We start from the raw sequence: 26710 nt of genomic DNA on the forward strand, positions 1-26710 counted from the left end.
CGTTCTCACGTGTACAGCGTCGTTCCGCAGAGCCCGTCGCGTCTTCGTCCGGTACGACCACGGTCGGTCCGGAATGCTGTGCAATGCTCCAACGGAATGATCAAGGGAATGATCACCCTGTGCGCCGTGCCAGCCGCAGGCCGATGTCGGCCAGGAGCCGCAGCGTCGGATCGGCCAGGTCGACGCCGAAGAGTTCCCGGGCCCGCCGCAGCCGGTACCGCAGGGTGTTCGGATGCACGTTCAGGCGCTCGGCGGCCGTGCCCGTGTCACCGAACACGTCGAGGTAGGCGGCGACCGACGCGCCGTACTCCGAGCCGTGCGCCCGGTCGTGCTCCACCATCGCGTGCACCGGACCCGACAGGCTCTCCCACAACGGCGCGATCCGGTCGAGCACCCGCAGCGCGGACACCTCGGGAATCAGCTCACCGAACGCCGCCACCGCGGACACCACGTCCGCGGCCGGCCGTCGCGCGGCCCGCTCCCCCAGCACCCGTACCACCAGCTCCGCGGCCTCGCGCGACGCGGGCAGCTGCGACAGGTCGGCCGTCACCGGGCCGACGCCCGCGAACACCACACCGCGCGGCACCGAGCGCGCCGCCGCCAGCAGGGCTCGCGCCGGGTCCGTCTCCTCCTCCCCCGCCGGAAGCAGGACGTACAGCCGCCGCCCCGACCGCGCCGTCACACAGCCCGGCCGGTACGCCGCGGCCTGCAAGGCGAGCACGTCCAGCAGCCGCTGCTCGGCGGCTCCCCCCGCGGTCGCGGCGGGCCCACCCGCCGGCTCCCGGCCGTCGTACGCCTCCGCGACCACCACCGCGTACGGCCGACCCGGCACGACCCCGGCTTCGTGCGCGACGCGGGCCGGCCGGCCGCTCCCGTCGAGCAGTGCGTGCACCGCGCCCTCGCGCGCCCGGGCCGCGGCCCGGCCCCACGTCTGGTGGTGGGACAGCTGCGGCACGGCGGCCCGCGCCGCCGTGTGCAGCGCCGCCGCCGCGTCCTCGGCCAGCGGCCGGCCGTCCGCGGCGGCCCAGAGCGACCCGAGGATCTCCGGCCCATGGCGCACCGCGACCGCCAGCCGTTCCGCGTACCGGTCGTCGGCGGGCAGACGCACGACGCCGTCGGTGCTCCACAGCGCCTGGAAGAAGCCGCTCTCGCGCAGTTCGTCCACCCGCCAGCGCGGGACCTCCTGGCCGAGGATCGTCAGCCTGCGCATCGGGTCCGGCTCATGGTCCATCCGCGAGTACGCGAGCACCCGCGACTGCGGGTCCTCGATGGTGATCGCGCCGCCGACCAGGGCCGCCACCGTGTTGGCCAGCCCCGGCAGGTCACCGAGCCGCAGGCCCTCCACCCCGGTCGTTCCGGTCGGGGCGCTGTGCGCCAGGGCGGTACGCAGCCCGCCGAGCACCTCCGTCCAGCCCTGCCCCGGCCGCCGGGTGAGCAGCGCCGTACGCCCCGAAGCGGCCGCCTCCAGCAGCGACGTCCGCGGCCCGCGGGCACCCCGCCGCAGCACCACGGCCGCGGCTCCGGCCCGGTCGGCGCCGCGCAGCACGTCGACCGCCTCCGGCGAGGCGACGTCCACACCGACCGCGAGCAGGATCGTCCCGGACGCCGCCCAGGTGTCGTCGTCCCGCTCCTCACCCGGGTCGTGCAGCACCACGTCGGCCACCGGCACACGGGAGCCGCGCGGCGCGACGACGACATCCAGCATGCCGGGGGCGATCAGACCGAGGATCTGCTCCAGCGACGGCCCGGCGTCGGGCCGGCCGGGTTCCTGTGTTGCCATACGTCCATCATGGTCGGCCGCCGGCCGAGTGCTCACGGTCCGGCTCGGGCCGGTGGGCCGTCGTCACCCGTCGTGGACCGTCGTGCTCACCGGGGTGCCGACCTCGACGGTCCTGCTCACGGTGCACAGACGGTCGTGGGACGCCTTGACCGCGCGGGGCAGGATCGCGCGGGCGCGCTCCGCCCCCTCGCCGTCCGGGAAGGCCACCGTGAACGCGACCTCGAGGTTCGTCATGCGGTTGCCCAGGTCGTCGCTGACCTTGTCTCCCCTGACCGTCACGGAGAACCGGGTGGGCTCCGCGTGACGGCCGGTCGCGATGTCGACGTCCACGGCCGTGCAGCCGCCGATCGCGGCCAGGAACAGCTCGACGGGGGTGAACCCCTGGTCACCGTCCGAAGACGAGCCGAAACGGATCGATCCGCCGCGGGCGTTGGTCGCCACGAACTGGCCGCTGCTGGTGCGTTCGACGATGACGGAACGCTCCGAGTGTTCGCTCATACCGTTCACATTAGTCACCTCGACGCCCCGACCCCCGGCGCCGGCAGGGAAGCCACGCCGACACGGCGGCCGACCGAGGCGTCGTCGGGCGCGCACGGCGGCGCGCGGGATCGCCGCCGCGCTGAGCTTGTTCCGCTGGGCGCGGCGGTGCCGGCGCAGAGACGCTACGGGTCAGTTGTTGACGTCCTCGTTGAAGTCGTCCGCGCAGGCGTCCCGTTCGCTCTGCGTGTCGGCGTGCTGCACGCAGTCGTCGAAGTCCTTGAACTCGTCCGAGTTCAGGATCGACGCGCCGATCGCGATGATCACCACGGAGCCGATGATCCCGAGCACGCCCAGTACCGCCCCGAAGATGGACATCGTGCGGCGCGGCGCCCTGCCGCCCCGGGCTCTGCGCGCGCCGATGATGCCGAAGACCAGCGCGAGGATGCCGAGCACCACACCGCCGATGACGGTCCAGAAGAGGACCACGGCGAGGATGCCGAGCACGAGCGCGGCGATCGCCGGTCCGTTGCCGCGACCGGCTGTGTCCCCGGTGTGCGGCTGGGTCGAGCCGACGGGCGTTGCGGGGTGTTCGGGGTAGGACACGTCATCACGCTCATCTCTGGGTGGGTCGCGGGGAGTTGCCGTGCACTGCGACTGCCCCGCCGAGCGTGGCGGATGCCTGCCGCCTCGTACCGGAGTCGTGCGCCCGGCCGGGACGGCTGTGCCGCCGCGTCCCGTCGTCCGACGAGGAAGGTGCGGAATCTGCCGCTGACCTGCGGTGTCGGTGATTCGTCGGCGTCGTGTAGGAGCGCTGTCGGGGGCTGTCGGCCGGATGTCGGTGGTTCGTCGGCGGTGCCTGACACCTTTCGAGAAGCGGCCGGACGGAGCCAACCGGACGGCCCGATACCGAAGGAGTCACCATGCACACCCCCGTCACGATCATCGGCGCCGGACTCGGCGGACTGACGCTGGCCCGCGTCCTGCATGTCCACGCGATCCCGGTCACCGTCTACGAGGCCGACTCCTCCCCTTCGGCGCGCGCCCAGGGCGGATTGCTCGACATCCACGACTACAACGGTCAACTCGCCCTTGAGGAAGCCGGGTTGATGGACGAGTTCCGGGCCATCGTGCTGGAGGGCCGCCAGGCCCTGCGGGTGCTCGACCCGGACGGGACCGTGCTGCTCGACCAGGCCGACGACGGCACCGGCGGGCGTCCGGAGGTGCAGCGCGGTGACCTGCGTCGGATCCTGCTCGACTCGCTTCCGGCAGGGACCGTGCGGTGGGGGCACAAGGTCAGCCGGGTCCGTTCCCTGGGCGACGGCCGCCACGAGGTGACGTTCGCCGACGGCACCTCCGTCGTCACGGGCCTGCTGGTCGGCGCGGACGGCGCCTGGTCCCGCGTCCGGCCGCTGCTGTCCGACGCCACACCCGAGTACATCGGCAGGTCGGTCGTCGAGACCTACCTGTTCGACTCCGGCACCCGGCACCCGGCCGCCGCGAAGACCGTCGGCGGCGGAATGCTGATCGCTCCGGCGCCGGGCAAGGAGATCTTCGCCCACCGGGAGAAGGGCGACACGCTGCACGCCTATGTGGGACTGGCCCGGCCGCGGGACTGGTTCGCCGCCGTCGACTTCACCGATGCCGCGGCGGCCACCGCGCGCATCGCCCAGGAGTTCGACGGCTGGGCGCCGGAGCTCACCGCGCTGATCACCGACAGCGACGTCGCACCGGTCCTGCGCTCCCTCTACGCGCTGCCGACCGGACACCGGTGGGACCGGGTGCCGGGGGTGACCCTGCTGGGCGACGCCGCCCACCTCTCCGCCCCCAACGGCGAGGGCGCCAACCTGGCGATGCTCGACGGCGCGGAACTGGGCACCGCACTCGCCGCGCACCCCGGTGACGTCGAGGCGGCGCTGACCGCGTACGAACGGGTGATGTTCCCCCGCAGCGCCGAGTCGGCCACCGACGAAATGCCCGGGCTCGACTCCGCGGACAACACGGCCCAGGGCCTGATCGACCTGTTCACCGAGAAGGGCCGGTGAGCCGATGACGCCGGGGTGTCGTGGGCGCGCACGCACGACACCCCGCCCCTCGGGGCCGGGCCGGGGCAGGTCGAGGTCCCTCTTGCCAGAACCGCAAGGTTGCGTGCCAGGCGCGACGTGCCCGGCGAGACTGGTGGCGAGGCGCCTCGCCACCGTTCCGCTCTCCTCAGGATGAGAAGCACATGATCACTGCACAACGGCCGCTGCCGTACCGTGCCCTCCGCACCGCCCGTCGCCCTGGCAGCCGCCACCCTCGCCCTCCTGCTCACGCTGGCCGGCGCGGCCTGTTTCACGACTGGGCGACAGCACCGGCTCACCGACCGGCTACGACAAGGCGACGCCGGCCCGATCCGTGCACGAGCTGATCGCCGAGCGGCTCGGGGTGGACGACGCCCGCGTCATCCGGCACGACTTCGGCGCGGCGGTCGCGTTCCAGTACGCCAGTCGGTTCCCCGACGACACCGCACGGCTCGGCTACTTCGACCTACCGCGCCCTCGACAAGGACGTCCGCGACACCGTGGCGGCAGATCCGGTACGGGTCCCGAGGTGGACGTCCCGGAGGCCAGCACTGGCTCGTGGAGGAGAACCCCCGGTTCGTCACCGCGGAGCTGTTGCGCTTCCTCGACGCATGACCCACGCCCCCCATGCCGCACCCACCGATGGACAGGAGTCCCGCACCATGCACCAGTACGACGTCACCGTGACGACCGGCGCCCCGCCGGAGACCGTGTGGAAGCTGCTGGTCGACGCCGCCACCTGGCCCCTGTGGTCCAAGGTGGACAGCCTGGACACGGCACGGTCCGTCGGCCTCGACCCGGACGGCGACGACGCCGTCGGGGCCGTCCGGGCCTTCCGGACGGGACGCACCGTGACCGGCGAAAGGCTCACCGAGAAGGTCGAGGGACGCCTGCTGGCCTACGAGGACGCGTTCAACCCGTCGATGCGCGACTATCACGCGCGCATCGAGCTGACCCCCGCGGCCGATGGCTCGGGCACGACCATTCACTGGTACGGCGAGTACGAGACGAGCTGGCTGCTCGGTTGGTTCATGCCCCGCTACCTCCAGAAGTTCATGCAGGGCATGGCGGAAGGGCTGGCCCGCTACGCCGAGGAGCGCTCCGTCGACCCGGACGGGCACCGCCCGTCTTGACAGCGAAGGCCCCCCGTTGTCCGGCGCCCGCTTCGAGCGGGCGCCGGCCCGAGGGAGGGCGGGGTCGGGGTGAAGAGATCGCGGCGCCCCGGCAGGTACGGGTGCTCAGGAGCGCCAGTCGGGGGCCAGGACCGCCCAGACCTGCTTGTCGTAACGCACCCCCTCGTACGGCCACGCCTCGCGGCGTACGCCTTCCAGGGTCATGCCGAGCCTCTCGGCCACCGCGGCGCTGCGGTCGTTGTCCGCCCGGCAGTGCCATTCGGCCCGGTGCAGTCCGCGGACCGTGAAGGCCCAGTCCAGCAACACGCCACAGGCCCGCGTCATCAGCCCGTGGCCCTCGGCCGACGGCTCCAGCCAGCAGCCGATCTCGCAGTTGCCGAAGGCGGCGTCGAAGTCGGTGAACATCACACCTCCGACCAGCGTTTCCTCGCGCCAGATGCCGTACATCCGGGCGCCGTCGCCCGCCTGGCGTGCGGCATACCGCTCGAGGGTGGCCCGTGCTCCCTGCAAGTCGTCGGTGACGAACGCGGGCCCGACCCAGGGGCGGATGTGTTCACGAGCCCGGTCCAGATGACCGGCGAACTCCTCGGCGTGCCACACCTCCAGCGGACCGAGACGAGCAGCGTCACCGAGCGACACCGAGAACATGGGACCTCCCCCGTTTGCACAACGCTTGTTGTGTCAACGTACCGTGGCGGCATGCCACGCACCAAGGGAGATCACGAGGCCCGGCGGCGGGAGGTCTCCGCGGCGGTCTGGCAGGTCATGGCCACCCGCGGTTTCGCCGGCCTGACACTGCGCGCCGTTGCCGCCGAACTCGGTGCGAGCACGGGCCTGCTCACGCACTACTTCCCCACCAAGCGCGCCCTGCTCGAGTACGCCCTCGACCTGCTGGAACAGCGCACCCTCGCCCGCCCCCGCCGCCGAGCGGGCCAGGGCCTGGCCGCCCTCAGGGACGCCCTGCTGGACATCCTGCCGCTGACGCCCGAGGCCACCGACAGCAACCGCGTCTGGGTCTCGTCCTGGGACGCCGCGCTCTGCGACCCCGCCCTGGCCGCCGACTACGCCCGCAAGTACGCCCAGGGCCGCGAGCGGCTGCGCGTCCGGGTGGCCGCCGCGCAGGAACTCGGCGAACTACCCCCGGGCGACGCCGCTCAGGTCGCGCGGAGCGCGCAGTCCTTCGTCCTGGGACTGGTCGTCCAGGCCCTCTTCGACCCGTCGGCGTTCCCGCCGGAGCGGCAGGTCGAGCTCCTGGACGGCTACCTGGCCGCCCTGGCCGCCGACACGGCCTCAGGACCTCGATCCGGCACTGCTGGGCACCGGTGAGGGCGCGGAGTCAGCCCGCTGTGCCGTCGAGCAGCCGGTTGTAGCGCAGCCGCAGGGCCCGTTCCGTGCCGGCCGACAAGGTGACCAGGGTCAGCACGGCATTGCTCCAGGCCGAAAGGTGGACCGGCGAGGTGAGGGCCCCGACGTGCTCGGCCACCGCGGGTACCGCCGTGAGGTGTTCGACGATCTGCACGGCCAGGACGGCCAGCGAGACGACGAGCACGGTCAGCGAGAGGGCACCGATCCCGCGGCTCAGCGCGGGGTGCGCACGGTCGAGGTGGGCGCGGCGCCCCTCGGCGGAGTCGCGGTCCGGGACCAGCAGCTGCTCGGCGCCCTTGGTGGTGACGTAGTGGCAGCGCCGCAACCCGAACCTGCTCAGCCGCACCTCCACGGTGCCGCCGGGGACCGGGAAGGCGGCGGGGAGCCTCGACCGGGCGTGGTGCCTGCCGTCGAGGTACAGGTCGGCCTTGGCCTGCGCGGAGGTGTGGTCCTGACCGCGTCTGACGTCCACGGCGTAGACCGCCTGCCCGCCGGCGCCGTCCGGCAGCCGGAGATAGAACAGGGACCGGTAGGGCAGCTGCCACCAGCGGAACCGCCGCAGCGGCCGGCCGTCCCCGGGGGTGATCCGCCGGGCCGCACGACGGTTCCGCAGCTCCTCGAACATCTCCGGCGCCTCCGTCACTCGCTCACTTGCCCGGTCCCGCCGCGCAGGCGAGGTCCCCCGCGGGGCGTTCTCCGGTGGTCAGGAACCTCGTCGCCGCATCGTTGACGCACGCGTTGCGGCCGTACGGATACACCCCGTGGCCGCCCTGGTCGACCGTCACCAGCGTGGCCCGCCCGCCGAACGCCCGCCGCAGCTCCCGGGCGCCGGCGAGCGGGGTGCCCGGGTCGCGCTCGTTCTGCACCATCAGGACGTTGGACGGGCCCCTGCCGGTGATGCGCACCGGCGGTTCGGTCCGCTTCCGCGGCCAGAACGCGCAGGGGTTGACGCTCGCCGTGGAGCCGCCCAGCATCGGGTACCTCAGCCGGTCGACGGCGACGTTGCGCTGGTACTGCCGGACCGACCTCGGCCAGCGCGAGTCGGCGCAGACCACGGCGAAACGTGAGGCCATGAGGTTCTCCAGGTCCGCGGGCAGCTCCGGGAGCGGCAGTTGCGCGCCCGTGTCGGCCGCCCGCCAGAACTCGGCGAGCCGCGGCATGGAGCCGTCCGCGTAGAGCAGTTCGAAGGTCTGCGCGCGGAACGCGGTCCCGTCGACGCCCTGTCGCGGCTCGGCGTCCAGTCGCTCCGCCAGCTCGAAGAACTTGGCCCTGACCTGCTTCGGCGTGGAGCCCAGACCGTATTCGGGGTGCGCGACGGCGAACGCGGCGAAGTCGGGGAAGCGGTCCTCCAGCCCGCGGGCGAACCGCCGCATGGCCGTGACGTCGTAGCCGCCCGGCCCCATGTTGCTGTCGAGCACGATCCGGTCGCCGCGCCGCGGGTACAGCGTCGTGTAGACCGCGCCGAGGTAGCTGCCGTAGGAGGCTCCGAGGTACGACAACGTCGGCTCGCCCAACGCCGTCCGGATGCGGTCCATGTCGCGTGCCGTGTTGGCGGTGGTCGTGTGCGGCAGCATCCACGCCGTCCGCGAGCTGTTGCACTGCTCGGCGATCTTCCGTGCGGGCCCGGCCGCCCGTATGACGTCGGCCGCGGTGTGCGCGTACGGCGGGAAGTTGCCGCGCCACTGCTGCTCCTGCGTCAGGTCGCAGGTCACCGGCGTGCTGTGGCCGACGCCGCGCGGGTCGAAGCCGATGATGTCGTAGGAGTCGCGCACCTTCTGCGGCAGCCCCGAGGCGGCGAGGACGGCCGGGTACTGAAGGCCGGAACCGCCGGGGCCGCCCGGGTTGGTCAGCAGGATGCCACGCCGCTGTGCCGGCTTCTCGCTCGCCAGCCGGGAGACGGCGATCTCGATCCGACGGCCGTCCGGGTCGCGGTAGTCCAGCGGCACCCGGAGCGTCGCGCACTTCAGGCGGGGAGCGGCGGCGCCCTCGGGGCACGGGCCCCACCGCAGGGTGTCCGGCGGTGTCGTCGCAGCCACCGACGACGATGACGGCAACGCGGTCGCCGCCAGCGCGGCGGCGGCGAGGGCGAGGGGCAGACTTCTGCGCATGAGGTGTCCTCCTGTGGGGGGGCGACCGGGACGTGAACGAGTCTGTTCATCGGGCGCGGCCGGCACATCGGCCCGGCGGACCGGCTCCGCCTCCGACCGCGGGAGAGGCACCGGTTAGACCTGGGTCGAAGGCGCATCGGCCCTCGGTCTGATCCGCCGGTCGCCCGGTGTGGCGACAATGGCCTGGTGAACAAGGACGTTGTGCCGCGGCTCGGGGCGTGGCAGCACTCATGGCGGCTGCTGGTGGCCGCGGCCGTGAGCGTGCCGATCTGGCTCGTGACCGTCGCGCTGGCGCGGAAGGAGTCCGGTGACCCGGGCTCCTGGATCCTCGTCGGGGATCCGCTGGTGGGCCTGGGCTGCCTGGCGGCGCTCCGGTGGCGGCGGCGGTGGCCCCTCACGGTCGCGCTGACGGTCACGATCGCCTCGGCCATGTCGGCGCTCGCCACCGGCGCCGCGCTGTTGGCGCTGTGCTCGGTCGCCACCCGTCGTCGCCCGGTGGAGATCGGGGCCGTCGTCGTGGCCTACGTGGCCGCCTCCCACCTCGCCGGCGGGGTCTATCCGACGCAGGATGCGGCCGAGGGGCTGTGGTGGGTCACCGTCGTGGTGTCGGTGCTGACCGCGGGGATCGCGGTGGCCGCCGGCATGGCGGTCGGGGCACGGCGGGTCGAGGTGCTCTCGCTGCGTGAACGGGCGGAGAGCGCGGAGCGGGAACAGCACGCGCGGGCGGCGCAGGTCCGGGCCCTCGAACGCAACCGGATCGCCCGCGAGATGCACGACGTCCTCGCGCACCGCATCTCCCTGGTCGCCATGCAGGCCGGGGTGCTCGACCACCGCGCCGACCTCTCCGCCGACGAGAGCCGGGTGCTGGTCCGCGGGATCGCCGAGGGCTCCCACCAGGCGCTGGAGGAACTGCGGGAGGTCCTCGGCGTGCTCCGCGCCGACCCCGGCCACCCGGAACCCCCGCAGCCCTCCCTCGACCGCATCCCCGACCTGGTGGCCGACACCCGCGCCTCGGGGCTCGATGTCAGGCTCACCAACGCCGTGGCCGCGACTCCGCCCGACGGCGTCGGACGGACCTGCTACCGGATCGTCCAGGAAGCGCTGACCAACGCCGCCAAGCACGCCCCCGGCGCGGTCGTGTGGGTCACCCTCCGCGGCACCGCGGGCGGCACCCTCGACATCGGTGTCTGCAACGGCCCGGCCCCGCTGCGGCCCGCACCGCCGCCGGCCTCCGGCTTCGGCCTGCTGGGCCTCGGCGAGCGGGTCACCGTGGCCGGCGGCGAACTCGGCCACCGCCCCACACCCGACGGCGGGTACGTTCTCACCGCCCGGCTGCCCTGGCCGGACGGCCCCGCCCACCGCCACGAAAGGGGCGTATGAGTGGACACGCGACGTGATCCCGTACGGGTGGTCGTCGTCGACGACGAGCAGCTGGTGCGCATGGCCCTGCGGCTCGTCATCGACGGTGAACCGGACCTGACCGTCGTGGCGGAGGCGGCCGACGGGAACGCCGCTCTCGCCGCGGTGGCCGAGCACCGGCCCGACGTGGTGCTGATGGACGTGCGGATGCCGGGCCGGGACGGTCTGGAGACGACCCGGGAACTGCTCACCCGTCCGGCGCCGCCGCGGGTGCTGATGCTGACCACCTTCGACTCCGACGACCTGGTGCTCGGGGCGCTGCGCGCCGGCGCGCTCGGCTTCGTCCTCAAGGACACCCCGCCCGCGGGCATCCTCGACGCGGTGCGGACCGTCGCGGACGGCAACCCGGTCCTGTCCCCGGCGGCCACGGCACGGGTGATCGCCGCGGCCACGGGCCCGGACTCCCGGCACGTCCGTGGCCGTTCCCGCGAGGACGCGCGCGAGCGGCTGTCCGCGTTGACGGAACGGGAGCGGGAGACCGCGCGGGCCATCGCGGACGGACTGGGCAATCCGCAGATCGCCGAGCGGCTGCGCATCACCGTCGCGACGGTCAAGGCCCACACCGGCAGCCTGTTCGCCAAGCTGGGGGTCGAGAACCGGGTGCAGATCGCGCTCCTGGTCCGCGACGCGGGGGACTCGCCGGAGGCGTGATCCGGCCGGGGTGTGGGGTCCGGTCAGTCGTCGAGTGCGGCGGAAGGTGTCTGCCCGTTCTGTGCCTGCCGGGAGCGTTCGGCCAGCACCGTGGCCAGGTCCCGGGCCACGTCCTCGTCGACGCCGCCCTTGCCCGCGGAGACCGTCTCGGTCCACAGCAGGGTCGTGCCCACCCTGGTCTGGGTCACGGCGCCGGGCTCGCCCCGGAAGCCGGAGGTACCGAACCGGGCGTCGCGCTCGTCGCCGACCGGGCCGAGCGCGAACGTCTTCGCCCGCGGCCCCGCCCTCTTGCTGTAGTGGCCGTCCCACAGGACGTCGTAGGCATCACGGGCGGCCTGTTCGCTGTCGTAGGCGATGAGCAGGAAGTTGACCTGGGCGGCGTTGTCGCCGTGCCGGAAGGTCGAGACGCCGAAGAAGCGGGAGTTCTCGCAGCCCGCGTTGCCCTTGCTGGGGCAGGCCTCTCGACGGTAGAGCTCGTCCATCTCGACGGCCGTGGGCCGAGCGGCCTCCTGCCAGCCCGTCATGGACCCGCCGTCCGGCAGCGTCTCCCGCACCTGCTCCTGCGTGAGCGCCACCGCCTTGTCGTCCGCGCTGTCGCTCGCCGTGCCGCCGCCACAGCCGGTCAGCAGCGCGGCCGCCGCGATCGCCGGGCACCACCCGTAGTGCTTCATGACCATGCCATCACCCCGGCGTGATCTTACGGGCATCGCGCGGGCGGCCGGCGCCCCGGCCGCCCGAGCGGTGTGCCGTCCTCGGCGAGTGCGGTGGTCAGAGCAGGTCCCGCGGCACCGTTTCGTTCCAGGTGCGGGAGAACACGCGGCGGCCCGCCTCGTAGCCGTCGAGGGTGGCGTCCACGAAGAAGCTCTGTTCGTCGCACCTGAGCCGGGTGTGGGTCACGACGCTGACGTCCCAGTCGTCCCGCCCGAAGCGCATGGTCCAGGTCGACTCGCCACGCGCCGAGGTGAAGTCGTCCGCCGTCGCCGCGTACCGCTCGTGGGCCCGGCAGCCGACGTCCATACCGATGTCGTCGCAGCGGATCAGGCCCCGGTCCTTGACGATGTCCAGTTCGGCGGCGTAGTCGATCAGGTCGCGCCTCACCTCCCAGCGTTCCTCCGGAGGGGTCAGCGTGGTCGTCGTCAGCGGCGGAGTCCCCTCCGGGAGGCCGAACGGCTCGGCGGGTGTGTCGTCGGGGCGGTGCGCCGGGCGGACGGGAAGGGTGAGGGTGCTGGAACGCTCGTGGACGCTCAGCTCGGCGGGCCTCGGCGGCGGCCAGGCGAGCGGCCAGTAGGAGGTGGACAGGGACAGCCGGATCCGGTGGCCGGGCGGGAAGGACTGCGCCACTCCGTTGAGGTGGACCGTGGCGCGGTAGCGGCGGCCGGGTTCCAGCGGCTCGGGCTGCTCGGTGCTCTCGCAGCGCGTGAGGTTGAGCAGCCCGTACGTCACCCGGGTCGCGGCTCCGTCGGGGCGCACGTCGGACAGGCGCGCGGCCACCATGGCGACCGGTTCGGCGACCGACAGGTCGAGTTCCACGGTCGGTGAGCCCAGGATCTCCAGCGGTTCGGTGAGCGGCTCGGTCTCGAAGACGAGGGAGCCGCCGTCCTCCTCACGCTGGTCGTAGGGCAGGTCCGGGGGCGCGTTGTAGGAGGCCCACTTGCCGGCGAACTGGCCGACGGACAATGGCGACCGCACGGTCAGTACGCCGCCCGCCGCGGCCCTCTCGCCGTCGGAGGACTGCTCCACCGGGTCCTCGATGCGGTGCCGGCTGAGCGGGTGCGTGACCGGGTGGACGTTCGGCGAGGGCCAGGACGGCTCCGCCACCCAGCGCCCCGGCCGTTCCTCGTACGACGTGGACGGCGGCACACTCTCCTGCATCCAGGTGCGCAGCATGGGGCCGTCCATGACGCCGTTGTCGACGCCCTTGAGCCAGTGGTCCCACCAGCGCACCACCTCCTGGAGGTAGCCGATGGCGGGGCCGGGTTCGCCGAGGTGGGGGAACTTGTGCGACCAGGGGCCGATCAACCCCTTGCGGGGCACGTCCAGGTGGGCGAGCAGCCGGGTGACGGCGTTCGAGTAGCCGTCCGCCCAGCCGCTGGAGGCGAGGACGGGGCACTGCACGGCCTGGTAGTCCTCGGCGACCGAGGCGTGCCGCCAGTAGTCGTCGCGGCGCTGGTGCCGGAGCCACTCCAGCACCCAGGGCCGGGTGTGTTCCAGGCGTTCGTGCCACATCTCGCGCCAGCGGTCACCGACCACGGCCGGGTCGGGCGGGCAGGTGGCGTAGGCGAACATGGTGCCCGCCTCGGCCAGGTTGTCGGACAGCATCGCGCCGCCCATGTAGTGCATGTCGTCGGCGTGCCGGTCGTCCGTGAAGGAGGCGATGACGACGGCCTTGAGGCTCGGCGGCCGCCTGGCCGCCACCTGGAGGGCGGCGAAGGCGCCCCAGGAGATGCCCATCATCCCGGTGCTGCCGTCGCACCAGGGCTGGTCGGCGAGCCAGGCCAGCACCTCCTCGGCGTCGCGCTGCTCCTGTTCCAGGTACTCGTCCCGCAGGACCCCCTCGGACTCCCCGGTTCCGCGCAGGTCGACGCGGACGCAGGCGTAGCCGTGCCCCGCGATGTAGGGGTGGTGGACCGAGTCGCGGACGGCGGTGAGGTCCCGTTTGCGGTAGGGGATGTACTCCAGTACCGCGGGCACGGGTTCATGGTCGGACGACAGGGGCCGCCACACCCGCGCCGACAGGCGGACGCCGTCGGACATCGGGATGACGACGTGCTCTTCTTCCTTGGTCTCGTGGGGCAGTTGGGTCACGTAACGCATGGGTCTTGCGTGCTCCTTACCGTCGTGCTCCCGCGTCGGGCTCGTCGAAGGTGAGCCCGAGGGCCGCCACGCAGTGGTCGTACTTCTCGCGCATCTCGTCCTCGTCGTTCCCGCCGGTGAAGATGTGCGCGACCTCGTAGCTGTAACTGTCCTGCTGGGAGAGGTCGGACAGCCGCCGGCCCGCCTCGGGCAGGACGTGGATCCGCACGCCCGGTGTCTCCCGCTCGATCCGCGCGATCGTCTCGGGCGAGGGCACGTCGCGCACCACACCGTCCGTGAACCAGCGGTAGTACCACTTCGCGGCCATCGCGTAGGGCCCCTGCCGGTGCGGCATGGTCGGATCGGTGCCGAGGGCGAGCGCCAGCATGGCGTGGTGGTTGGGCACCCCGTCGACGTACTGGAACAGCTCGGCGTGCGACTGGGAGTGGCGGGGGTTGATCTCGAGCAGGTTGATCCGCTGGGTGCTGGGGTCGTAGAAGTACTCCACGCTGAAGGTCGCCGAGTCGAAGCCGATGCGGCTCATCACGCGTTCGGTGACGTCGTGCAGCCGTCCGATCACCTGCGGGGGGAGGGTGGAGGGGTACTGGTGGCGCAGGAAGCACGCCGAGTCCGGATAGTCGATGGAGTCCAGGGTGCCGTAGACGGTCACCTCGCCCTGGTGCACATAGCCTTCCACGGCGACCTGGATGCCGGAGCACTCCTCCTCGGCGAGGCACACCCGGCCGCCGACACCGTCCATCTCGGGCGGCAGGTCGATGCGGTCGAGGATGCGCTCGAAGGGGCGGCCGACGCGGGAGATGCCGTCCCGGATCTCGGTGACGGCCTTGCGGAACTCCTCCTCGTCGCCGACGCCGAAGGCGAGTTCGGAGGAGTAGGACAGTGCGGGCTTGAGCCACATCGGGAAGCGCACGCCGTCCGGCGGGCGCGGCGGGTCGGCCCGCAGGTCGACGCGGTCGAAACGCGGGTGGCAGTCGGTGACCTCCCGCTGTTCGAGCCGACTCCAGTACTTGTGCTCGCACTTGACCACCGACTCCAGGCTGGTGGTGCGGGTGCCGTAGCGCTCGCCGAGGATCGGCACCAGCGTGCTGACCGGGAAGTCCCAGTACCCCACGATCGCGTCGATGCTTCCCTCGAAGGCGTCCAGCTGCCGCTGCGCCTTCTCCAGGACGTCGGGCACCGAGACCTCGCCGTCCTGGAGCTCCTCCACCGTCAACAGACCGTGGAAGCGCAGCGATCCGGCGCCCGGCACGGCCTGGAGCGTCGGCAGGTTCGCCTCGTCGAGACCGACGACGAAGACATTCTTCACATTCTCTTCAGACACGACTCTCCTTTCAAGATCGGCTGGGTACCCCGCCACGCCCCGGACAACCTCCGGCCCTCGCCACCCGGTACGTCCGCGGGGCGTCGGACTCGACGTGGTCCCGCGGGGTACCGGCCCCCGTATGAACGATGCGGTGCAGGCGGGACTGTGGGGATTGCTGGCGGGAGCGGCGCTGCTGCTGGGTGCGGTGATCGGGTTCGGGGTGCGGGTGCCGCAGAAGGTGATCGCCACGGTGATGGCCTTCGGCGCCGGTGTGCTCCTGTCCGCGGTCTCCTACGAACTCGTCGGTGAAGCCTACGAGCTGGCCGGACTGGCGCCCGCGGCGATCGGCACGGTCATCGGCGCGACCGCCTACACCCTCGGCAACCTCTGGCTGGCCCGCCGTGGTGCCCGGCACCGGAAGAGGTCCGGCCACCACACCGCGCACGCGCAGCCTTCCGAGGCCCAACAGGGCGGCTCGGGCCTGGCTCTCGCGCTCGGGGCGCTCCTGGACGGTGTGCCGGAATCGGCCGTGATCGGGGTGAGCCTGCTCGACGGCGGCGCGGTCAGCATGGTTACGGTGGCGGCCGTGTTCATCAGCAACGTCCCGGAGGGGCTGTCCAGCTCCGCGGGTATGAAACGAGCGGGCCGCGGCACGGCGTACGTCTTCGGTGTGTGGGGCGCGATCGCCGCCGCCAGCACCGTGTCCGCGGTCCTCGGCTACACCGTCGTCGGTGCCTTCTCCCCCGCCGTCGTCGCCGCCGTCACCGCGGTCGCGGCCGGGGCGATCCTCGCCATGATCGCGGACACCATGATCCCGGAAGCCTTCGAAGACGCCCACCTGGCCATCGGGCTGGTCACGGTCAGCGGCTTCCTCGTCTCCTTCGCGCTCTCCCACGCCTGAGGCACGTCACCGCCTCCCGGCGGGAGGCGGCTGCGGTTCCGCTCCGTCGCCGGGTTACTTCCGCTCGGCGAGCTTCGCCGTCTGCGCCTCGATCACGGCCGTCGGTACCGCGGCGGCCTTGCCGGAACCGAGCGCGGCGAGGTCGACCGTGTAGTACGTCGCCACGGTGTTGCCGACGCGCACCACCTCGGTGTTGAAGGTGGCGGTGCCCTCGCCGTCCGCGTCCGAGTCGACGGAGAAGGCGACGGACTCGTCGCCGCCGCCGGAGGACTTGGCCGCCGCGACCCTCGTGATCTTCTGCGTCTCGCCCTCCCCCGTGAGCGCGAATCCTCCCGAGCAGGCGTCGATGCCGTCGGTGACCGCCTTGAGGGCCTTCTCGGCGCCGTCGCCGTCGTAGGAGGAGAGACCGACGAAGGTGATCTCGACCTTGAAGGCGTTCTCGATGTCGGCCTCGCCGATGTCCTCGGGGGACTTGGAGGCGGCGTCCGACGCGGGGTTCCTGGTCACGGAGTTGCTGGCGCCGGACTGCGTGTCGCCGGGTGCCAGTCCGGCCATGGCGTACGCGAGCGGCGCGCACTCCGCCTTGTCGGTCTTCACCTGCCCCTTCGACGTGGGCAGCGCCTCGTCGCCGGTGTCGACCTTGTAGCCCTGGAGGTCGTCCCCCGCGAGCAGGAGCTTCTCCAACTCGGCGGAGCCGACGGCCTTCGCGGCCGCGGTCGGCGTGGCCGTCGGCGTGGGCGTGGAGCCGTCCGCCTTCCCGGACGAGCCGGTGTCCTGCGACGACCCGCCCCCGCAGCCGGTGCCGAGGGCGAGCAGGAACAGGCTCGCGGTGACCGTCGCACCCGCGCGGGCTCGCAGAGATCTCTTCATGGGCGGATCATGAAGGGCTTGTCCGACACACGTCAAGGCAGACGCAGACGTGAGGAACACAGGAGTACGCCCCCGCGGCCGGCCCGGGCAGCAGCACCGGCGGGGGCGCGGCGTTGGCGCCTTGCGGTCATCGGTCGGCCAGTCCCCGCAGCAGGGCGCCGAGGACGCGGTCCAGGCGCGGCTCGACCTCCACGACCGCGTGCGCGAGCCGGGGGTCGCTGCGGTAGAGGGTCCGGATGTGCGGGCCGGGCGTCGCCATCTGCCACAGGGCGCCCGCCAGGCTGGTGGCCGTCGCGATGACGTCCACGGCCTGGGTCTCCTCGATGCCGAGCAGGCGTCGCAGCTCGCCGCCGATGCGGTCGACCTCGTCGAGGGTCACGATCTTGAAGGAGCGCACCGACTCGATGGACACGTTCCGTTCGAGGTTGAGGGGCGCCTGGGCCAGCAGGTCGCAGAACAGGGGCCGGGCCGCCAGGGTGGCCGCGAAGGCCCGGCCGACGGCCTCCGGTGCGGCGCTCGGCAGCGCACCCAGTCGGGCACACAACTCCACGGACCACTCCCGCCAGCCCTCGGCAGTGATCCTGAGGAAGATCTGTTCGCGCGTCTCGAAGTAGCGCAGCAGCGCCGACTTGTGCATGCCCACGGCGGCGGCGATGTCGGTCAGCGTGACCTCGCGAATGCCCCGCTCGGCGCCGAGCACGCGGGCCGCTTCGAGGATCGCCTCCTCGCGCTGCTGTTTGGCCTGCGCGCTGCGGGCGCGCTGGAATCCGGACCCGGTCATCACCCCAGCATAGGGCAACCGCGTTGCATTATTAACGCAACGGTGTTTCACTATCGGTATGGAACAACGCAAGCACCGTCAGCAGGTCTGGTTCGTCACCGGCTCCTCACGCGGCCTCGGCCGCGCCCTGGTCACCGCCGCCCTCGACGCGGGCGACCTGGTCGTCGCCACCGCCCGCCGCCCGGAACAGCTCGACGATCTCGTACGGCGGTACGGCGACGACCGCGTCCACCCGGTCGCACTCGACGTCACGGACGCCGCCGCGGCCCGAGGTGCCGTCGACGCGGCGGTCAGCCGCTTCGGGCGCCTCGACGTCCTGGTCAACAACGCCGGGTACGCGAACGTGTCACCGATCGAGACGACGGACGACGCCGACTTCCGCGCACAGTTCGAGACCAACTTCTGGGGCGTCCACCACGTCACCAGGGCCGCCCTGCCGACCCTGCGCGCTCAGGGCGGCGGCACGATCGTCCAGGTCTCCTCGGTCGGTGGACGCGTGGGCGGATCACCGGGCATCGCCTCCTACCAGGCGGCCAAGTTCGCGGTGGACGGGTTCAGCCGCGTACTCGCCGTGGAGGCGGCACCCTTCGGCGTCCGCGTCATGGTGGTCGAGCCGAGCGGATTCGCCACCGACTGGGCCGGGTCCTCCATGACGGTGCAGCCGGTGCCCCCGGAGTACGAGGACACCGTCGGCCTCATGAACCGGCGCATGCGGCAGAGCGACGCCGGGGCCGCCGGGGACCCGCGGCGCGCCGCCGGCATCATCGTCGGGGCGGTCCGGCGCGACAACCCGCCCTCGCACCTCCTGCTCGGCGTCAACGCCGTCGAGATGGCGACGGAATACTCCCGTCGCCAGTTGGCGGAAGCCACCGCGTGGGAAGAGGTCAGCCGCTCGGCGGACTTCGCCGAGCCCTACCCCGCCCCGATGCCCGCCGACACGGCGGCCGGGGCACCGCGCCGCTGACCGGGAGACGCTCCGGCCGGCCGTGGTGCCGGTCGACGTGGGCGCCGGAAAGGGCACGCGCCGGGCGTGTCATGGTGTGGGCATGCCGACTCCGACGCACAGACCCGCAGGGATGGTTCAGCCACGGGACGACCGCATGTGGGCACTGTCCCGGCACGTCGCGGTGGTTCTCGCACTCGGTGTCGCCCTGTTCCTGCTGAGCGCCTGTCTGGTGTGGGTCGCGCTGGGCTGTCCGGCGCTCACCGGCCCGCACGCGCTGGCGGCAGACAAAAGGTTCGACCTCATCAAGATCTCCCTGTCCGTGGTCGCCGGCGTCGGCGGCGTGCTCGCCCTGGTCGTCGCCTACCGCAGGCAGCGGCTAGCCGAGGCCGCCGAGCACCGGGAGGACGTCCGGCTGTTCAACGAGCGTTTCGTCACCGCCAGTTCGCAGCTCGGCCATGAGCTGCCGATGGTCCGGCTCGCCGGGATCCACGCCCTGGCCGGACTCGCCGACGACTGGCCCGAGCAGCGCCAGGTCTGCATCGACGTGCTCTGCGCCTACCTGCGCATGCCCTACGCGCCCTCCGACACCCCCTGGTACCACGACGAGGAGTCGGAGATACGCCTCTCCCTCACCGCGATCATCACCGGGCACCTGCGCGAGGGCGCCCCGACGAGCTGGGAGGGCCACGACTTCGACTTCACCCGCGCCGTCCTGCGGGCGGCGGACTTCAGCGGGGCGCGCTTCTCGGGTGGCCGCGTCTCGTTCAGCCTGGTGCGTCTCGCCGGGGGATGGGTGTCCTTCGACGACGCCCACTTCTGCGGCGCCCGGGTGACCTTCGGCGGCACCGACTTCGCCGACGGCCGGGTCACGTTCGCGCGCACCTCCTTCAGCGGCTCGGAGATCTCCTTCGACGGCGCCGAGTTCAACGGCGCCCACGTCTCCTTCTTGGGCGCCCGCTTCACGGGAGGAGTGGTCGACCTGTCCGGAGCCGACCCCGACCACCTCGGGACGCCACCGGAGTTCGACACCTGGGAGACTCCTCCATCGGGCCTGGCCCTTCCCGCGACGCTCACCTCGAACGGACCGACCTGACAGCGGCCGCCCGCTCGGACAACGCGCCCGCGACGCCGGGTTGGGCTCAGCCCGACGTGTCCATCAGGAGGGGTGACGTGGACGTGCGGGCGCGTCCGCCAATCCCCCGTCGTCGAGAACCGTCCGGCCCGTCAGATGTGTCATGAGACGCGCGACACCAGGTCCCGGGTGCCGCCGTCCCGCCTGCCGATGGACAGCCGCCGCACCTCGGCGGTGGTGCCGCCGTGCGGCGTCTCTCATTCCCCGGGCGACGGGTCCTCGTCGCTTCCCGTGCGGCGGAGCCGGTCGGTGCGCCGGGTGAGGGTGTCGATGCGGTCGGCCAGTTCCGGATGGTGCGCGCAGAGGTGCTCGCGGGCGCCGGACAGGGGTCCGATCAGACCGGCGGCGTCGTCGTGGCCCAGCGCCTGGACCAGTGGGGTCCGGGCCCGGGCCGGGAGGCCCGCGAGTGCGGTGATCTGGCCGGCGAGCTGCCGCAGGTCCGCGGCGTTGCCACGGGCCCAGGTGGTGACGGCGCGGTCGGCGGCGCGGCGGTCGCGCGTGGCCTGGACCCGCTGTTCGCCGGTACTGCCGGGGGCGCCGGGGCGCAGGCGCAGGTAACGGCGTTCGGCGGCCTGTCGACTGGCGACGCCGAGGGGACGGGCGAGGTCGGCCCAGCTGGCGCCCGCCTCACGGGCGGTTTCGATCAGGCCCGTCTCCCACCCGGCGAGCTGATCGCGCATCTGGCGCAGGAGCAGCAGCGCGGCGAGCGCCTGGTCGGAGCTGACCTCGTCACCGGGCTGCCCGCCGTGCCGCGGTGCCTGGGCGCCGTGGACCGCCTCCTCGATCGCCGCCAGCGCTGCCTCGGCGGCGAGGAAGGACACGGGCTGGGGTGCGGATTCCTGGGGGTCTGCGGCCATGGTCACCTCCCGAGACCGGTGTCACCCTTCTGACGACACCGACAGTTGTCATCGTTCCGATGACATGCTACAAGAAAAGCAAGAAGCAGCGCATGAGCGGATCCGCTCGAACTGGAGGTGTTTCACGATGCTGATGCGCACCGACCCCTTCCGTGAGCTCGACCGGCTCACCCAGCAGTTGTTCCCGAGCACGTCCGGCACCTGGTCGCGGCCGTCCGCGATGCCCATGGACGCCTACCGCGAGGGGGACGTGTACGTGATCGCGCTCGACCTCCCCGGTGTCGACCGGGACGCGATCGACATCGACGTCGAGCGCAACATGCTGACCGTCCGGGCCGAACGTCGTCCCGCGGCCCGGGGCGACGACGTCCAGATGGAGCTCTCGGAGCGCCCCTTCGGCGTCTTCTCCCGCCAGGTGGTGCTCGCGGACACCCTCGACACCGAGCACATCAGTGCCGACTACGACGCGGGCGTGCTCACCCTGCGCGTCCCGATCGCCGAGCGGGCCAAGCCGCGCAAGATCTCGATCGGCGCCGGCCAGGACCACAAGGAGATCTCCGGCTGACGCGGAAGCCGCGCTCCCGGCGGGCGGTGGGGGGACGTCCTGTGCCTCCCGTCCACCGCCCGCCCACGGGTACGGACTCCCGAGGGAAGGAGGATTCCGATGACCATGCCGTGGAACGTGTTCCTCGACCAGGTACAGGAACGCGGTGAGTACCCGACCCGTGCCGAGGCCGACCGTGCGGCGCGCACCGTGCTGGCTCTGCTGGGCGCCCACCTGGTGGGCGAGGTACGGGCCGAACTGGCCGCGAGGCTCCCGGAGGGCTTCGCCCTGATCCTGCTCAATCCGCTCCAGGCCACCGAGCCGCTGTCCGCCGACCGTTTCGTGCGGGCCACCGCGGCGTGGATCGAGGGGGCCACCGAGCAGACCGCGACCTGGGACGTCGGAGCCGTCCTCAGCGTGACCGCGGACGCGGCCGGCGAAGACCTGACGCGCCGCGTCCTGTTCCAGCTGCCGCCCGGATACGACCTGCTCTTCGGCCGGCCGCAGGACGGCACCGCCCCGAGCCCGGCCCGCACCTCCGAAGACTGACCCCTTCCGTTCCACCGGCAACCGCAACCCACCACAGCCACCGCCACCGGCCGACCAGGCCGTACCACCGTCCCACGACTCAGAGAGGCACCCTTCACCGATGCAGCCCCAGACGGCGCCGACGACGATCACCACCGAGCCGGCCATGTCGTTCGTCCAGATGCTGGAGCAGGTCCGCTACCACGGCGCCTATCCCACCCGGGAGCGAGCCGAGGAGGTCGTGTCCGCCGTCCTGGCCGCCCTCGGGCGCCGCATCACCGGCGAGGAACGCGTCGAGCTGGCCGCCCGCCTCCCCCGCGAGGCGGCGCAGATCCTCGTCGCCCAGATCCCGGACACCAACCCCATGACCGGCTGGGCGTTCGTCAGGGACCTCGCCGGCCGCACCGGCGGCACCCTGGCCACCACGCGCTGGGACGTCGGCTCGGTCCTGGGCGTCGTCGCCCGTCTGGCGGGCCCGGACCTGCTCGACCGCATCCTCGCCCACCTGCCCTCCGGCTACGCGATCCTCTTCGGGCGCGCGGAACTCACCCAGGCGGCCTGAGCCCCGCCGGTGAGGCCCGCTCCTGCTCAGGGCAGCGGCGTCCCCCCGGTCGCGTTCAGGATCTCCGCGGTGACGTAGCCGGCCTGCTGAGAGGCGAGATAGACGTACGCCGGTGCCAGCTCGGCCGGTTGCGCGGGACGGCCCAGCGGGCTCTGCTTCCCGAACTCGGCCGTGTCCGGCAGCGTCGCCGGGATCAACGGCGTCCACACCGGGCCGGGCGCCACCGCGTTCACCCGGATGCCGCGTTCCGCGACCATCTGGGCGAGTCCCTGGGTGAAGGTCACGATCGCGCCCTTGGTCATCGCGTAGTCCAGCAGGTGCGGACTGGGCTTGTACGCCTGCACGGAGGTGGTGTTGATGACGCTGCCGCCCTCGGGAATGTGCGGCAGCGCGAACTTGGTCAGCCAGAACATGCCGTACAGGTTCGTCCGCATCACCCGGTCGAACTGCTCCGTCGTGATCGCTTCGATGCCGTCCGGCTGGGACATCTGGTAGGCCGCGTTGTTCACCAGGACGTCGATGCCGCCGAACTCCGACACGGCCCGGTCGACCAGCGTGCGGCAGTTCCGCTCCTCGCGGATGTCGCAGGGGACGGCCACGGCCTTCTGCCCGGCGTCCTCCACCAGGCGGGACGTCTCGCGTGCCTCGTCCTGTTCCTGCTCGAGGTAGGTGAACAGCACGTCGGCGCCCTCGCGGGCGAACGCCAGGGCCACCGCCCGGCCGATGCCGGAGTCACCGCCCGTGATGACGGCCCTGCGGCCCACCAGACGCCCCGCTCCGCGGTACGACTCCTCACCGTGGTCGGGCGGCGGGTCCATCGGCCCGGTCCAGCCGGGGTGCGGCTGGTCCTGAGCGGCGAAGTCCGGACGAGGGTACTGATCAGTAGGGTCCTGCTGGCGATGCGGGTCGTCCGCCACGTCGATCTCCCGTGTCTCGATACTGCGCGGTCAGCGACCGTGTGCCCTGACCGGGCGGTCCGAAAAGTCCCGCTCAGGCGGAGGAGTCGAACGGGTTGGCGGCCATCCGCTCCGCGAGTCCCGACCGCACCGCGCCGGCCGCCGGACTGTCGGGTTTGCGCGCCGCCTGGTCCTGGAAGCACGCCAGGAACGACGCGGCGAGGTCCAGCCTCGGATAGCGGTCCAGCACCTCCTCCCGGAAGCGGGACGGATAGGCGTCCGCCTCCTTGCCGACGACCTCGGTCGCGGTGGCGCGGGCCAGCAGGTGGCCCTCGGGGTCGGCGGCGACGTCCACCCGCGGCCACATGTGGCGGACGATCACGTCCGACAGGCGCGCACGGCGCTCGGCAGGCCATCCGGCCCCGGCGGCGAAGACGCGGGCGACGTGACCGCCCGCCTCCTCGAAGGCGACGGTGTGGCTGTCGAAGACCGGCACCAGCCCGATGTCGTGGAACAGCGCGGCCACGTAGAGGAGTTCCGGGTCGAAGGGGATGCCGTCCGCCGTGCCCCGGGCCGCCGCCCACAGGTAGGCGCGCAGGGAGTGGTTGAGCAGGGCCGGGGAGAGGTGGTCGGCGGCCACGTCCAGGGCGGCGGCCGCCGTCGCCGTGCCGGGCACGCGGAGGGCGGCGAGCGAGAGGTCGTTCACCGGGAACCCGCCGCCGCGGGGGTGTCGGACGCGACGCGGATGATCGTCCTGCCGTGTCTGCCCCGGCCGGGCGCGAAGGCCGCGGGGGCCTCGGCCAGCGGACGCACCTCGCCGACGGCCGGGTGGAGCCGCCCGTCCCTCACCCGCCGCACGAGTTCGGTGAGCCCGGCCCGGTCGGGTTCGACGACGAAGAAGACCGCACGGCCGTTCTCCGGCCTGACCTCGGGCGGCTCGGCGATGGTGACGAGGGTGCCGCCGGGACGGACGAGTGCGGCCGAGCGGCGGAGGATCTCGCCGCCGATGACGTCGAACACGACGTCGGCCTCTCCCGCGTCCTCCAGCCGCTCGGACTCGAGGTCGAGGAAGTGGTCGGCGCCGAGGGCGAGACCGGTGTCCCGGTCGGCGGAACGGCCGGTGGCGATCACCCGTGTGCCCGCCTCGCGCGCGAGCTGGACCGCGACCGATCCGACGCTTCCCGCGGCGCCGTGGATCACGACGGTCTGCCCCGCGGTGAGCCGTGCGTGGTCGAACAGGCCCTGCCACGCCGTCAGTCCCGAGACGGGCAGCGCGGCGGCCACGGTGTGGTCGACGTCCGCGGGAAGGGGCGCCAGGTTGCGGGCCTCCACGGCGGTGTACTCGGCCAGCGATCCGTTGCGCGTCCAGTCGGCCATGCCGAACACGCGCTGGCCGACGGTGAGGCCGGTGGTGCCGTATCCGAGTTCCGCGACCACCCCCGACAGTTCGTGTCCGGGAACGCTCGGCGTCCGGTCCCGGCCGGCCCGGTCCGTCCAGGTTGCGGGCCAGTCGAGTTCTCCGCGGGTGAAGCCCGCGGCGTGCACGCGTACGACGACGTCGTTCTCGGCGGCGTGCGGATGCGGCAGTTCCGTCAGGGTGAGCCCGGCGGTGCCTGCCGCGCGGTCGTGGACGGTGATGGCTTGCATGAGGGGTCCTCGGGGGGTGCGGCGGTCATCGGGCACACGATGCCCGTGCACGCTCGCGTGGGCTCACCGTGCGTCGTCATCTCGACCGTATGCCGCTGATGCTTGCCCCGTGTGGGCCACTTCGGCAGCGGCCGGATGAGCCACTTCCGGAGGAAGGCCCGGTGAACCCGCGTCGCGCGCGTCCGGGCCGGTGAGACCGGCGATTGCGGGTACTGGGGTGGCCGGCAGAACACCACCGCCCCCTTCTACCGTGAGGAACCGAGAATGACCGACGACGCCTACCTCGTCCTGCTGCCCGACACCGCTTCGACGCTCGGTGTGCCACTCGCCGCGGTCGGGGACATCGCCTGCCTGGAGACCCCCGCGGTGCGCGCGTGGCTGGACGCGCAGGGGGTCACGGTCGCGTCGCCGGGTCTTCGCCTGCTGCCTCCCGAGGAGGCGTCCGCCGTCCCGGTGGAGGCCGAGCGGCTGCCGGTCCCCCTCAGTGACGAAGAGCTGAGCCGGGTGCGTCACCAGGCCGCACCGGAGGACGTCGCACGGCTGGAGGAGGAGCTGCTGGCCTACCGTTCCCTCGTGGAGGGGCACGAGGCGTTGCTCGCGCGTGCGCTGGCCGCCGGTGTGCCGGCCCACCGCGTCGCGGAGCTGACCGGGGAGGACCTGAGCGCCGTCACGGCGTCGTGCACCGCGGTGGAGCGGGGTCAGCCGATGTGCCAGGAGAAACTGCCGCCGTTGTTGGCGGCGACGGCGAACATCACGATCATGAGCAGGATGTCGACCACTCCCAGGGCGACGGCCCACTTGGCCATCGCGGACCCGGTCTGACGCAGGGCCACGGCACCGAAGACGATCGCGAGCGGTCCCAGGATGATCGGCAGGATGAGGAGTCCGACGATGCCGCAGACGAGTCCGGCGATCGCCAGTCCACTGGTCCTGCCGCCCTTCCGGGCCCCCGTCCCCGCTCTGCTGTAGGTCGACATGCTTTCTCCCGACTTGACGTAGATCGGCTGGTTTCTCCTTCGATGAGCTTCGAGTTACCCCTCGGGTTCGTTTCACACCTACGGGCCGTCAAATCCGTTCGCCACGACGCGAGTTCGGGACACCGGCGGCAAATCGGCTCACACGCCTGCTGTTGATGGACCACCTCACGCCGCAGGTGCAGGTGCCCGACGACATGTTCCGCCCGCGGTCCGAGGCGCTCGGCCTCGGCTGGTTCACCGCCCACGTCGAGGCCGCAGAACTGCTGCTGCCCCGGCTGGTGCTGCACGAGCGCGTCTCGGAGGTCACGCTGCCGTCGAGCGCGGTCCGGGTCGACGGTGCGGCCGTCATCCTGGCCGTCACGCCGCACCGGGACCCGCTCGTCACGGAGCGGCGGCCGTGACGAAATCCGGTGAATCGGCGGAGATCAACTGATCGGCGCAGCACTGAATCGATTCGCCGGGTGAACGGGGCCACCGTTCCTCACCACGGCTTCCCCGAGCTGTGAGTCTGGGCGTCGCATCGGCAACGGATCGGCAGGTACCGGCAGTACCGGCTGGCGATCCCCTCACCTGTTGGGAGTCCCCTTGTCACTTCGTCGTATCGTCACCAGCACCCTCGCCTCCCTCGCTCTGACCCTCGCCTCCGCCGGCGCCGTCACCCTGACCGCCGGTCCGGCCGCGGCGAACCCCTGCGGTTTCTACGAGACCGCCTCCGACGCCTACTACAACCACTGCACCTCGGACGGCTCGCACATCGTCATCGAGATCGACGACTGGGGGCCCAACAGCGAACGGTGCGTGGTGCCCGGCGTGACCTGGATCGGCTCCAGCTCCGACATCGACGGCGCCTGGTACACCGGCCGCACCTGCTGAGCCGAACGGCCAGGACGGCCAGACCCGGTGCAGCCCGGCCCTCCCGGGGGCCGGGCTGTCCGGCCGTTCCGTACGGCTAGGGT

29 protein-coding genes and 1 pseudogene are annotated in these 26710 nt (G+C 72.5%); 14 read left to right on the plus strand and 16 right to left on the minus strand.

Annotated elements, in window-relative coordinates:
• Positions 1–112: 112 nt before the first annotated feature.
• From ACIRGB_RS10290 to ACIRGB_RS10300, 3 genes are all read right to left on the minus strand, one after another.
• Positions 113–1780: a PucR family transcriptional regulator gene (locus tag ACIRGB_RS10290; RefSeq protein ID WP_403861199.1), complete on the minus strand. Its 1668-nt coding sequence runs from the start codon at positions 1778–1780 to the stop codon at positions 113–115.
• Positions 1781–1843: 63 nt separating this feature from the next.
• On the minus strand, positions 1844–2278 hold the full coding sequence (locus ACIRGB_RS10295) for an OsmC family protein (protein WP_403861202.1): 435 nt from the start codon (positions 2276–2278) through the stop codon (positions 1844–1846).
• A 171-nt stretch (positions 2279–2449) separates the two neighbouring features.
• Complete coding sequence (locus ACIRGB_RS10300; protein WP_403861205.1) at positions 2450–2863, minus strand: DUF4190 domain-containing protein; 414 nt, start codon at positions 2861–2863, stop codon at positions 2450–2452.
• A 317-nt stretch (positions 2864–3180) separates the two neighbouring features.
• Between ACIRGB_RS10300 and ACIRGB_RS10305 the strand changes: the two genes are divergently transcribed.
• The gene (locus tag ACIRGB_RS10305) at positions 3181–4302 is read left to right on the plus strand and encodes an FAD-dependent oxidoreductase (protein WP_403861208.1); all 1122 of its coding nucleotides are present in this window, start codon (positions 3181–3183) and stop codon (positions 4300–4302) included.
• Positions 4303–4931: 629 nt separating this feature from the next.
• Positions 4932–5453, plus strand: a complete 522-nt coding sequence (locus tag ACIRGB_RS10310) for an SRPBCC family protein (protein WP_403861211.1) — start codon at positions 4932–4934, stop codon at positions 5451–5453.
• 105 nt (positions 5454–5558) lie between these two features.
• On the opposite strand, the gene ACIRGB_RS10315 is transcribed toward ACIRGB_RS10310, so the two are convergent.
• Positions 5559–6101: a GNAT family N-acetyltransferase gene (locus tag ACIRGB_RS10315; protein WP_403861214.1), complete on the minus strand. Its 543-nt coding sequence runs from the start codon at positions 6099–6101 to the stop codon at positions 5559–5561.
• A gap of 51 nt (positions 6102–6152) precedes the next feature.
• On the opposite strand from ACIRGB_RS10315, the gene ACIRGB_RS10320 reads away from it, so the two are divergent.
• Positions 6153–6779 (plus strand): TetR/AcrR family transcriptional regulator, encoded by a 627-nt coding sequence (locus ACIRGB_RS10320; protein ID WP_403861217.1) that lies wholly within the window; start codon positions 6153–6155, stop codon positions 6777–6779.
• A gap of 10 nt (positions 6780–6789) precedes the next feature.
• On the opposite strand, the gene ACIRGB_RS10325 is transcribed toward ACIRGB_RS10320, so the two are convergent.
• Together ACIRGB_RS10325 and ACIRGB_RS10330 are read right to left on the minus strand one after the other, a co-directional pair.
• Positions 6790–7443, minus strand: a complete 654-nt coding sequence (locus ACIRGB_RS10325; RefSeq protein WP_403862104.1) for a hypothetical protein — start codon at positions 7441–7443, stop codon at positions 6790–6792.
• A gap of 22 nt (positions 7444–7465) precedes the next feature.
• Complete coding sequence (locus ACIRGB_RS10330) at positions 7466–8926, minus strand: alpha/beta hydrolase (protein WP_403861220.1); 1461 nt, start codon at positions 8924–8926, stop codon at positions 7466–7468.
• A gap of 183 nt (positions 8927–9109) precedes the next feature.
• Between ACIRGB_RS10330 and ACIRGB_RS10335 the strand changes: the two genes are divergently transcribed.
• Together ACIRGB_RS10335 and ACIRGB_RS10340 are read left to right on the plus strand one after the other, a co-directional pair.
• On the plus strand, positions 9110–10306 hold the full coding sequence (locus ACIRGB_RS10335) for a sensor histidine kinase (RefSeq protein ID WP_403862107.1): 1197 nt from the start codon (positions 9110–9112) through the stop codon (positions 10304–10306).
• Positions 10307–10996: a response regulator gene (locus ACIRGB_RS10340; RefSeq protein ID WP_403861223.1), complete on the plus strand. Its 690-nt coding sequence runs from the start codon at positions 10307–10309 to the stop codon at positions 10994–10996.
• Positions 10997–11019: 23 nt separating this feature from the next.
• Here the strand turns inward: ACIRGB_RS10340 and ACIRGB_RS10345 are convergent, their stop codons facing one another.
• The 3 genes from ACIRGB_RS10345 to ACIRGB_RS10355 all read right to left on the minus strand — a co-directional run bounded on the left by ACIRGB_RS10345 (position 11020) and on the right by ACIRGB_RS10355 (position 15131).
• A complete protein-coding gene (locus ACIRGB_RS10345) occupies positions 11020–11667 on the minus strand; it encodes a hypothetical protein (protein ID WP_403861226.1) in 648 nt (215 codons plus the stop codon).
• A gap of 97 nt (positions 11668–11764) precedes the next feature.
• Positions 11765–13810 (minus strand): CocE/NonD family hydrolase, encoded by a 2046-nt coding sequence (locus tag ACIRGB_RS10350; protein WP_403861228.1) that lies wholly within the window; start codon positions 13808–13810, stop codon positions 11765–11767.
• 16 nt (positions 13811–13826) lie between these two features.
• On the minus strand, positions 13827–15131 hold the full coding sequence (locus tag ACIRGB_RS10355; RefSeq protein WP_403861231.1) for an acetyl-CoA carboxylase biotin carboxylase subunit family protein: 1305 nt from the start codon (positions 15129–15131) through the stop codon (positions 13827–13829).
• A 121-nt stretch (positions 15132–15252) separates the two neighbouring features.
• Here ACIRGB_RS10355 and ACIRGB_RS10360 point away from each other — a divergent pair, with 121 nt between their 5' ends.
• Complete coding sequence (locus tag ACIRGB_RS10360; protein ID WP_403861233.1) at positions 15253–16014, plus strand: ZIP family metal transporter; 762 nt, start codon at positions 15253–15255, stop codon at positions 16012–16014.
• Between the two features lie 54 nt (positions 16015–16068).
• Here the strand turns inward: ACIRGB_RS10360 and ACIRGB_RS10365 are convergent, their stop codons facing one another.
• The gene (locus ACIRGB_RS10365) at positions 16069–16884 is read right to left on the minus strand and encodes a hypothetical protein (protein WP_403861236.1); all 816 of its coding nucleotides are present in this window, start codon (positions 16882–16884) and stop codon (positions 16069–16071) included.
• Between the two features lie 127 nt (positions 16885–17011).
• Positions 17012–17665, minus strand: a complete 654-nt coding sequence (locus tag ACIRGB_RS10370) for a TetR/AcrR family transcriptional regulator (protein ID WP_403861239.1) — start codon at positions 17663–17665, stop codon at positions 17012–17014.
• Between the two features lie 58 nt (positions 17666–17723).
• Here ACIRGB_RS10370 and ACIRGB_RS10375 point away from each other — a divergent pair, with 58 nt between their 5' ends.
• Together ACIRGB_RS10375 and ACIRGB_RS10380 are read left to right on the plus strand one after the other, a co-directional pair.
• A complete protein-coding gene (locus tag ACIRGB_RS10375) occupies positions 17724–18629 on the plus strand; it encodes an SDR family NAD(P)-dependent oxidoreductase (protein ID WP_403861242.1) in 906 nt (301 codons plus the stop codon).
• Between the two features lie 112 nt (positions 18630–18741).
• On the plus strand, positions 18742–19704 hold the full coding sequence (locus ACIRGB_RS10380; protein ID WP_403861245.1) for a pentapeptide repeat-containing protein: 963 nt from the start codon (positions 18742–18744) through the stop codon (positions 19702–19704).
• Positions 19705–19940: 236 nt separating this feature from the next.
• Here ACIRGB_RS10380 and ACIRGB_RS10385 read toward each other — a convergent pair whose 3' ends face one another.
• Positions 19941–20600, minus strand: a complete 660-nt coding sequence (locus tag ACIRGB_RS10385) for a type III effector protein (protein ID WP_403861248.1) — start codon at positions 20598–20600, stop codon at positions 19941–19943.
• A 127-nt stretch (positions 20601–20727) separates the two neighbouring features.
• Between ACIRGB_RS10385 and ACIRGB_RS10390 the strand changes: the two genes are divergently transcribed.
• The 3 genes from ACIRGB_RS10390 to ACIRGB_RS10400 all read left to right on the plus strand — a co-directional run bounded on the left by ACIRGB_RS10390 (position 20728) and on the right by ACIRGB_RS10400 (position 22234).
• Complete coding sequence (locus tag ACIRGB_RS10390; RefSeq protein WP_403861251.1) at positions 20728–21165, plus strand: Hsp20/alpha crystallin family protein; 438 nt, start codon at positions 20728–20730, stop codon at positions 21163–21165.
• 99 nt (positions 21166–21264) lie between these two features.
• Positions 21265–21693: a DUF2267 domain-containing protein gene (locus tag ACIRGB_RS10395; RefSeq protein WP_403861254.1), complete on the plus strand. Its 429-nt coding sequence runs from the start codon at positions 21265–21267 to the stop codon at positions 21691–21693.
• Between the two features lie 100 nt (positions 21694–21793).
• Positions 21794–22234: a DUF2267 domain-containing protein gene (locus ACIRGB_RS10400; RefSeq protein WP_403861257.1), complete on the plus strand. Its 441-nt coding sequence runs from the start codon at positions 21794–21796 to the stop codon at positions 22232–22234.
• Positions 22235–22260: 26 nt separating this feature from the next.
• Here the strand turns inward: ACIRGB_RS10400 and ACIRGB_RS10405 are convergent, their stop codons facing one another.
• From ACIRGB_RS10405 to ACIRGB_RS10415, 3 genes are all read right to left on the minus strand, one after another.
• On the minus strand, positions 22261–23151 hold the full coding sequence (locus tag ACIRGB_RS10405; protein ID WP_403861260.1) for an SDR family oxidoreductase: 891 nt from the start codon (positions 23149–23151) through the stop codon (positions 22261–22263).
• Between the two features lie 73 nt (positions 23152–23224).
• Positions 23225–23836: an HD domain-containing protein gene (locus tag ACIRGB_RS10410; protein WP_403861263.1), complete on the minus strand. Its 612-nt coding sequence runs from the start codon at positions 23834–23836 to the stop codon at positions 23225–23227.
• On the minus strand, positions 23833–24777 hold the full coding sequence (locus tag ACIRGB_RS10415) for an NADP-dependent oxidoreductase (RefSeq protein ID WP_403861266.1): 945 nt from the start codon (positions 24775–24777) through the stop codon (positions 23833–23835). The genes ACIRGB_RS10410 and ACIRGB_RS10415 overlap by 4 nt, the downstream gene beginning before the upstream one ends.
• Before the next feature lie 264 nt (positions 24778–25041).
• Between ACIRGB_RS10415 and ACIRGB_RS10420 the strand changes: the two are divergent.
• Positions 25042–25455 (plus strand): annotated as a pseudogene (locus ACIRGB_RS10420) (DUF6003 family protein); the annotation flags it as partial.
• A gap of 20 nt (positions 25456–25475) precedes the next feature.
• Here ACIRGB_RS10420 and ACIRGB_RS10425 read toward each other — a convergent pair.
• Complete coding sequence (locus tag ACIRGB_RS10425; RefSeq protein WP_403861269.1) at positions 25476–25754, minus strand: DUF4190 domain-containing protein; 279 nt, start codon at positions 25752–25754, stop codon at positions 25476–25478.
• A gap of 155 nt (positions 25755–25909) precedes the next feature.
• Here ACIRGB_RS10425 and ACIRGB_RS10430 point away from each other — a divergent pair, with 155 nt between their 5' ends.
• The gene (locus ACIRGB_RS10430; protein ID WP_403861272.1) at positions 25910–26155 is read left to right on the plus strand and encodes a hypothetical protein; all 246 of its coding nucleotides are present in this window, start codon (positions 25910–25912) and stop codon (positions 26153–26155) included.
• 184 nt (positions 26156–26339) lie between these two features.
• A complete protein-coding gene (locus ACIRGB_RS10435; RefSeq protein WP_403861275.1) occupies positions 26340–26627 on the plus strand; it encodes a DUF6355 family natural product biosynthesis protein in 288 nt (95 codons plus the stop codon).
• The last annotated feature ends 83 nt before the right edge of the window (positions 26628–26710 follow it).

It is taken from the genome of Streptomyces sp. NPDC102490 (genome assembly GCF_044765285.1).
GTDB lineage: Bacteria > Actinomycetota > Actinomycetes > Streptomycetales > Streptomycetaceae > Streptomyces.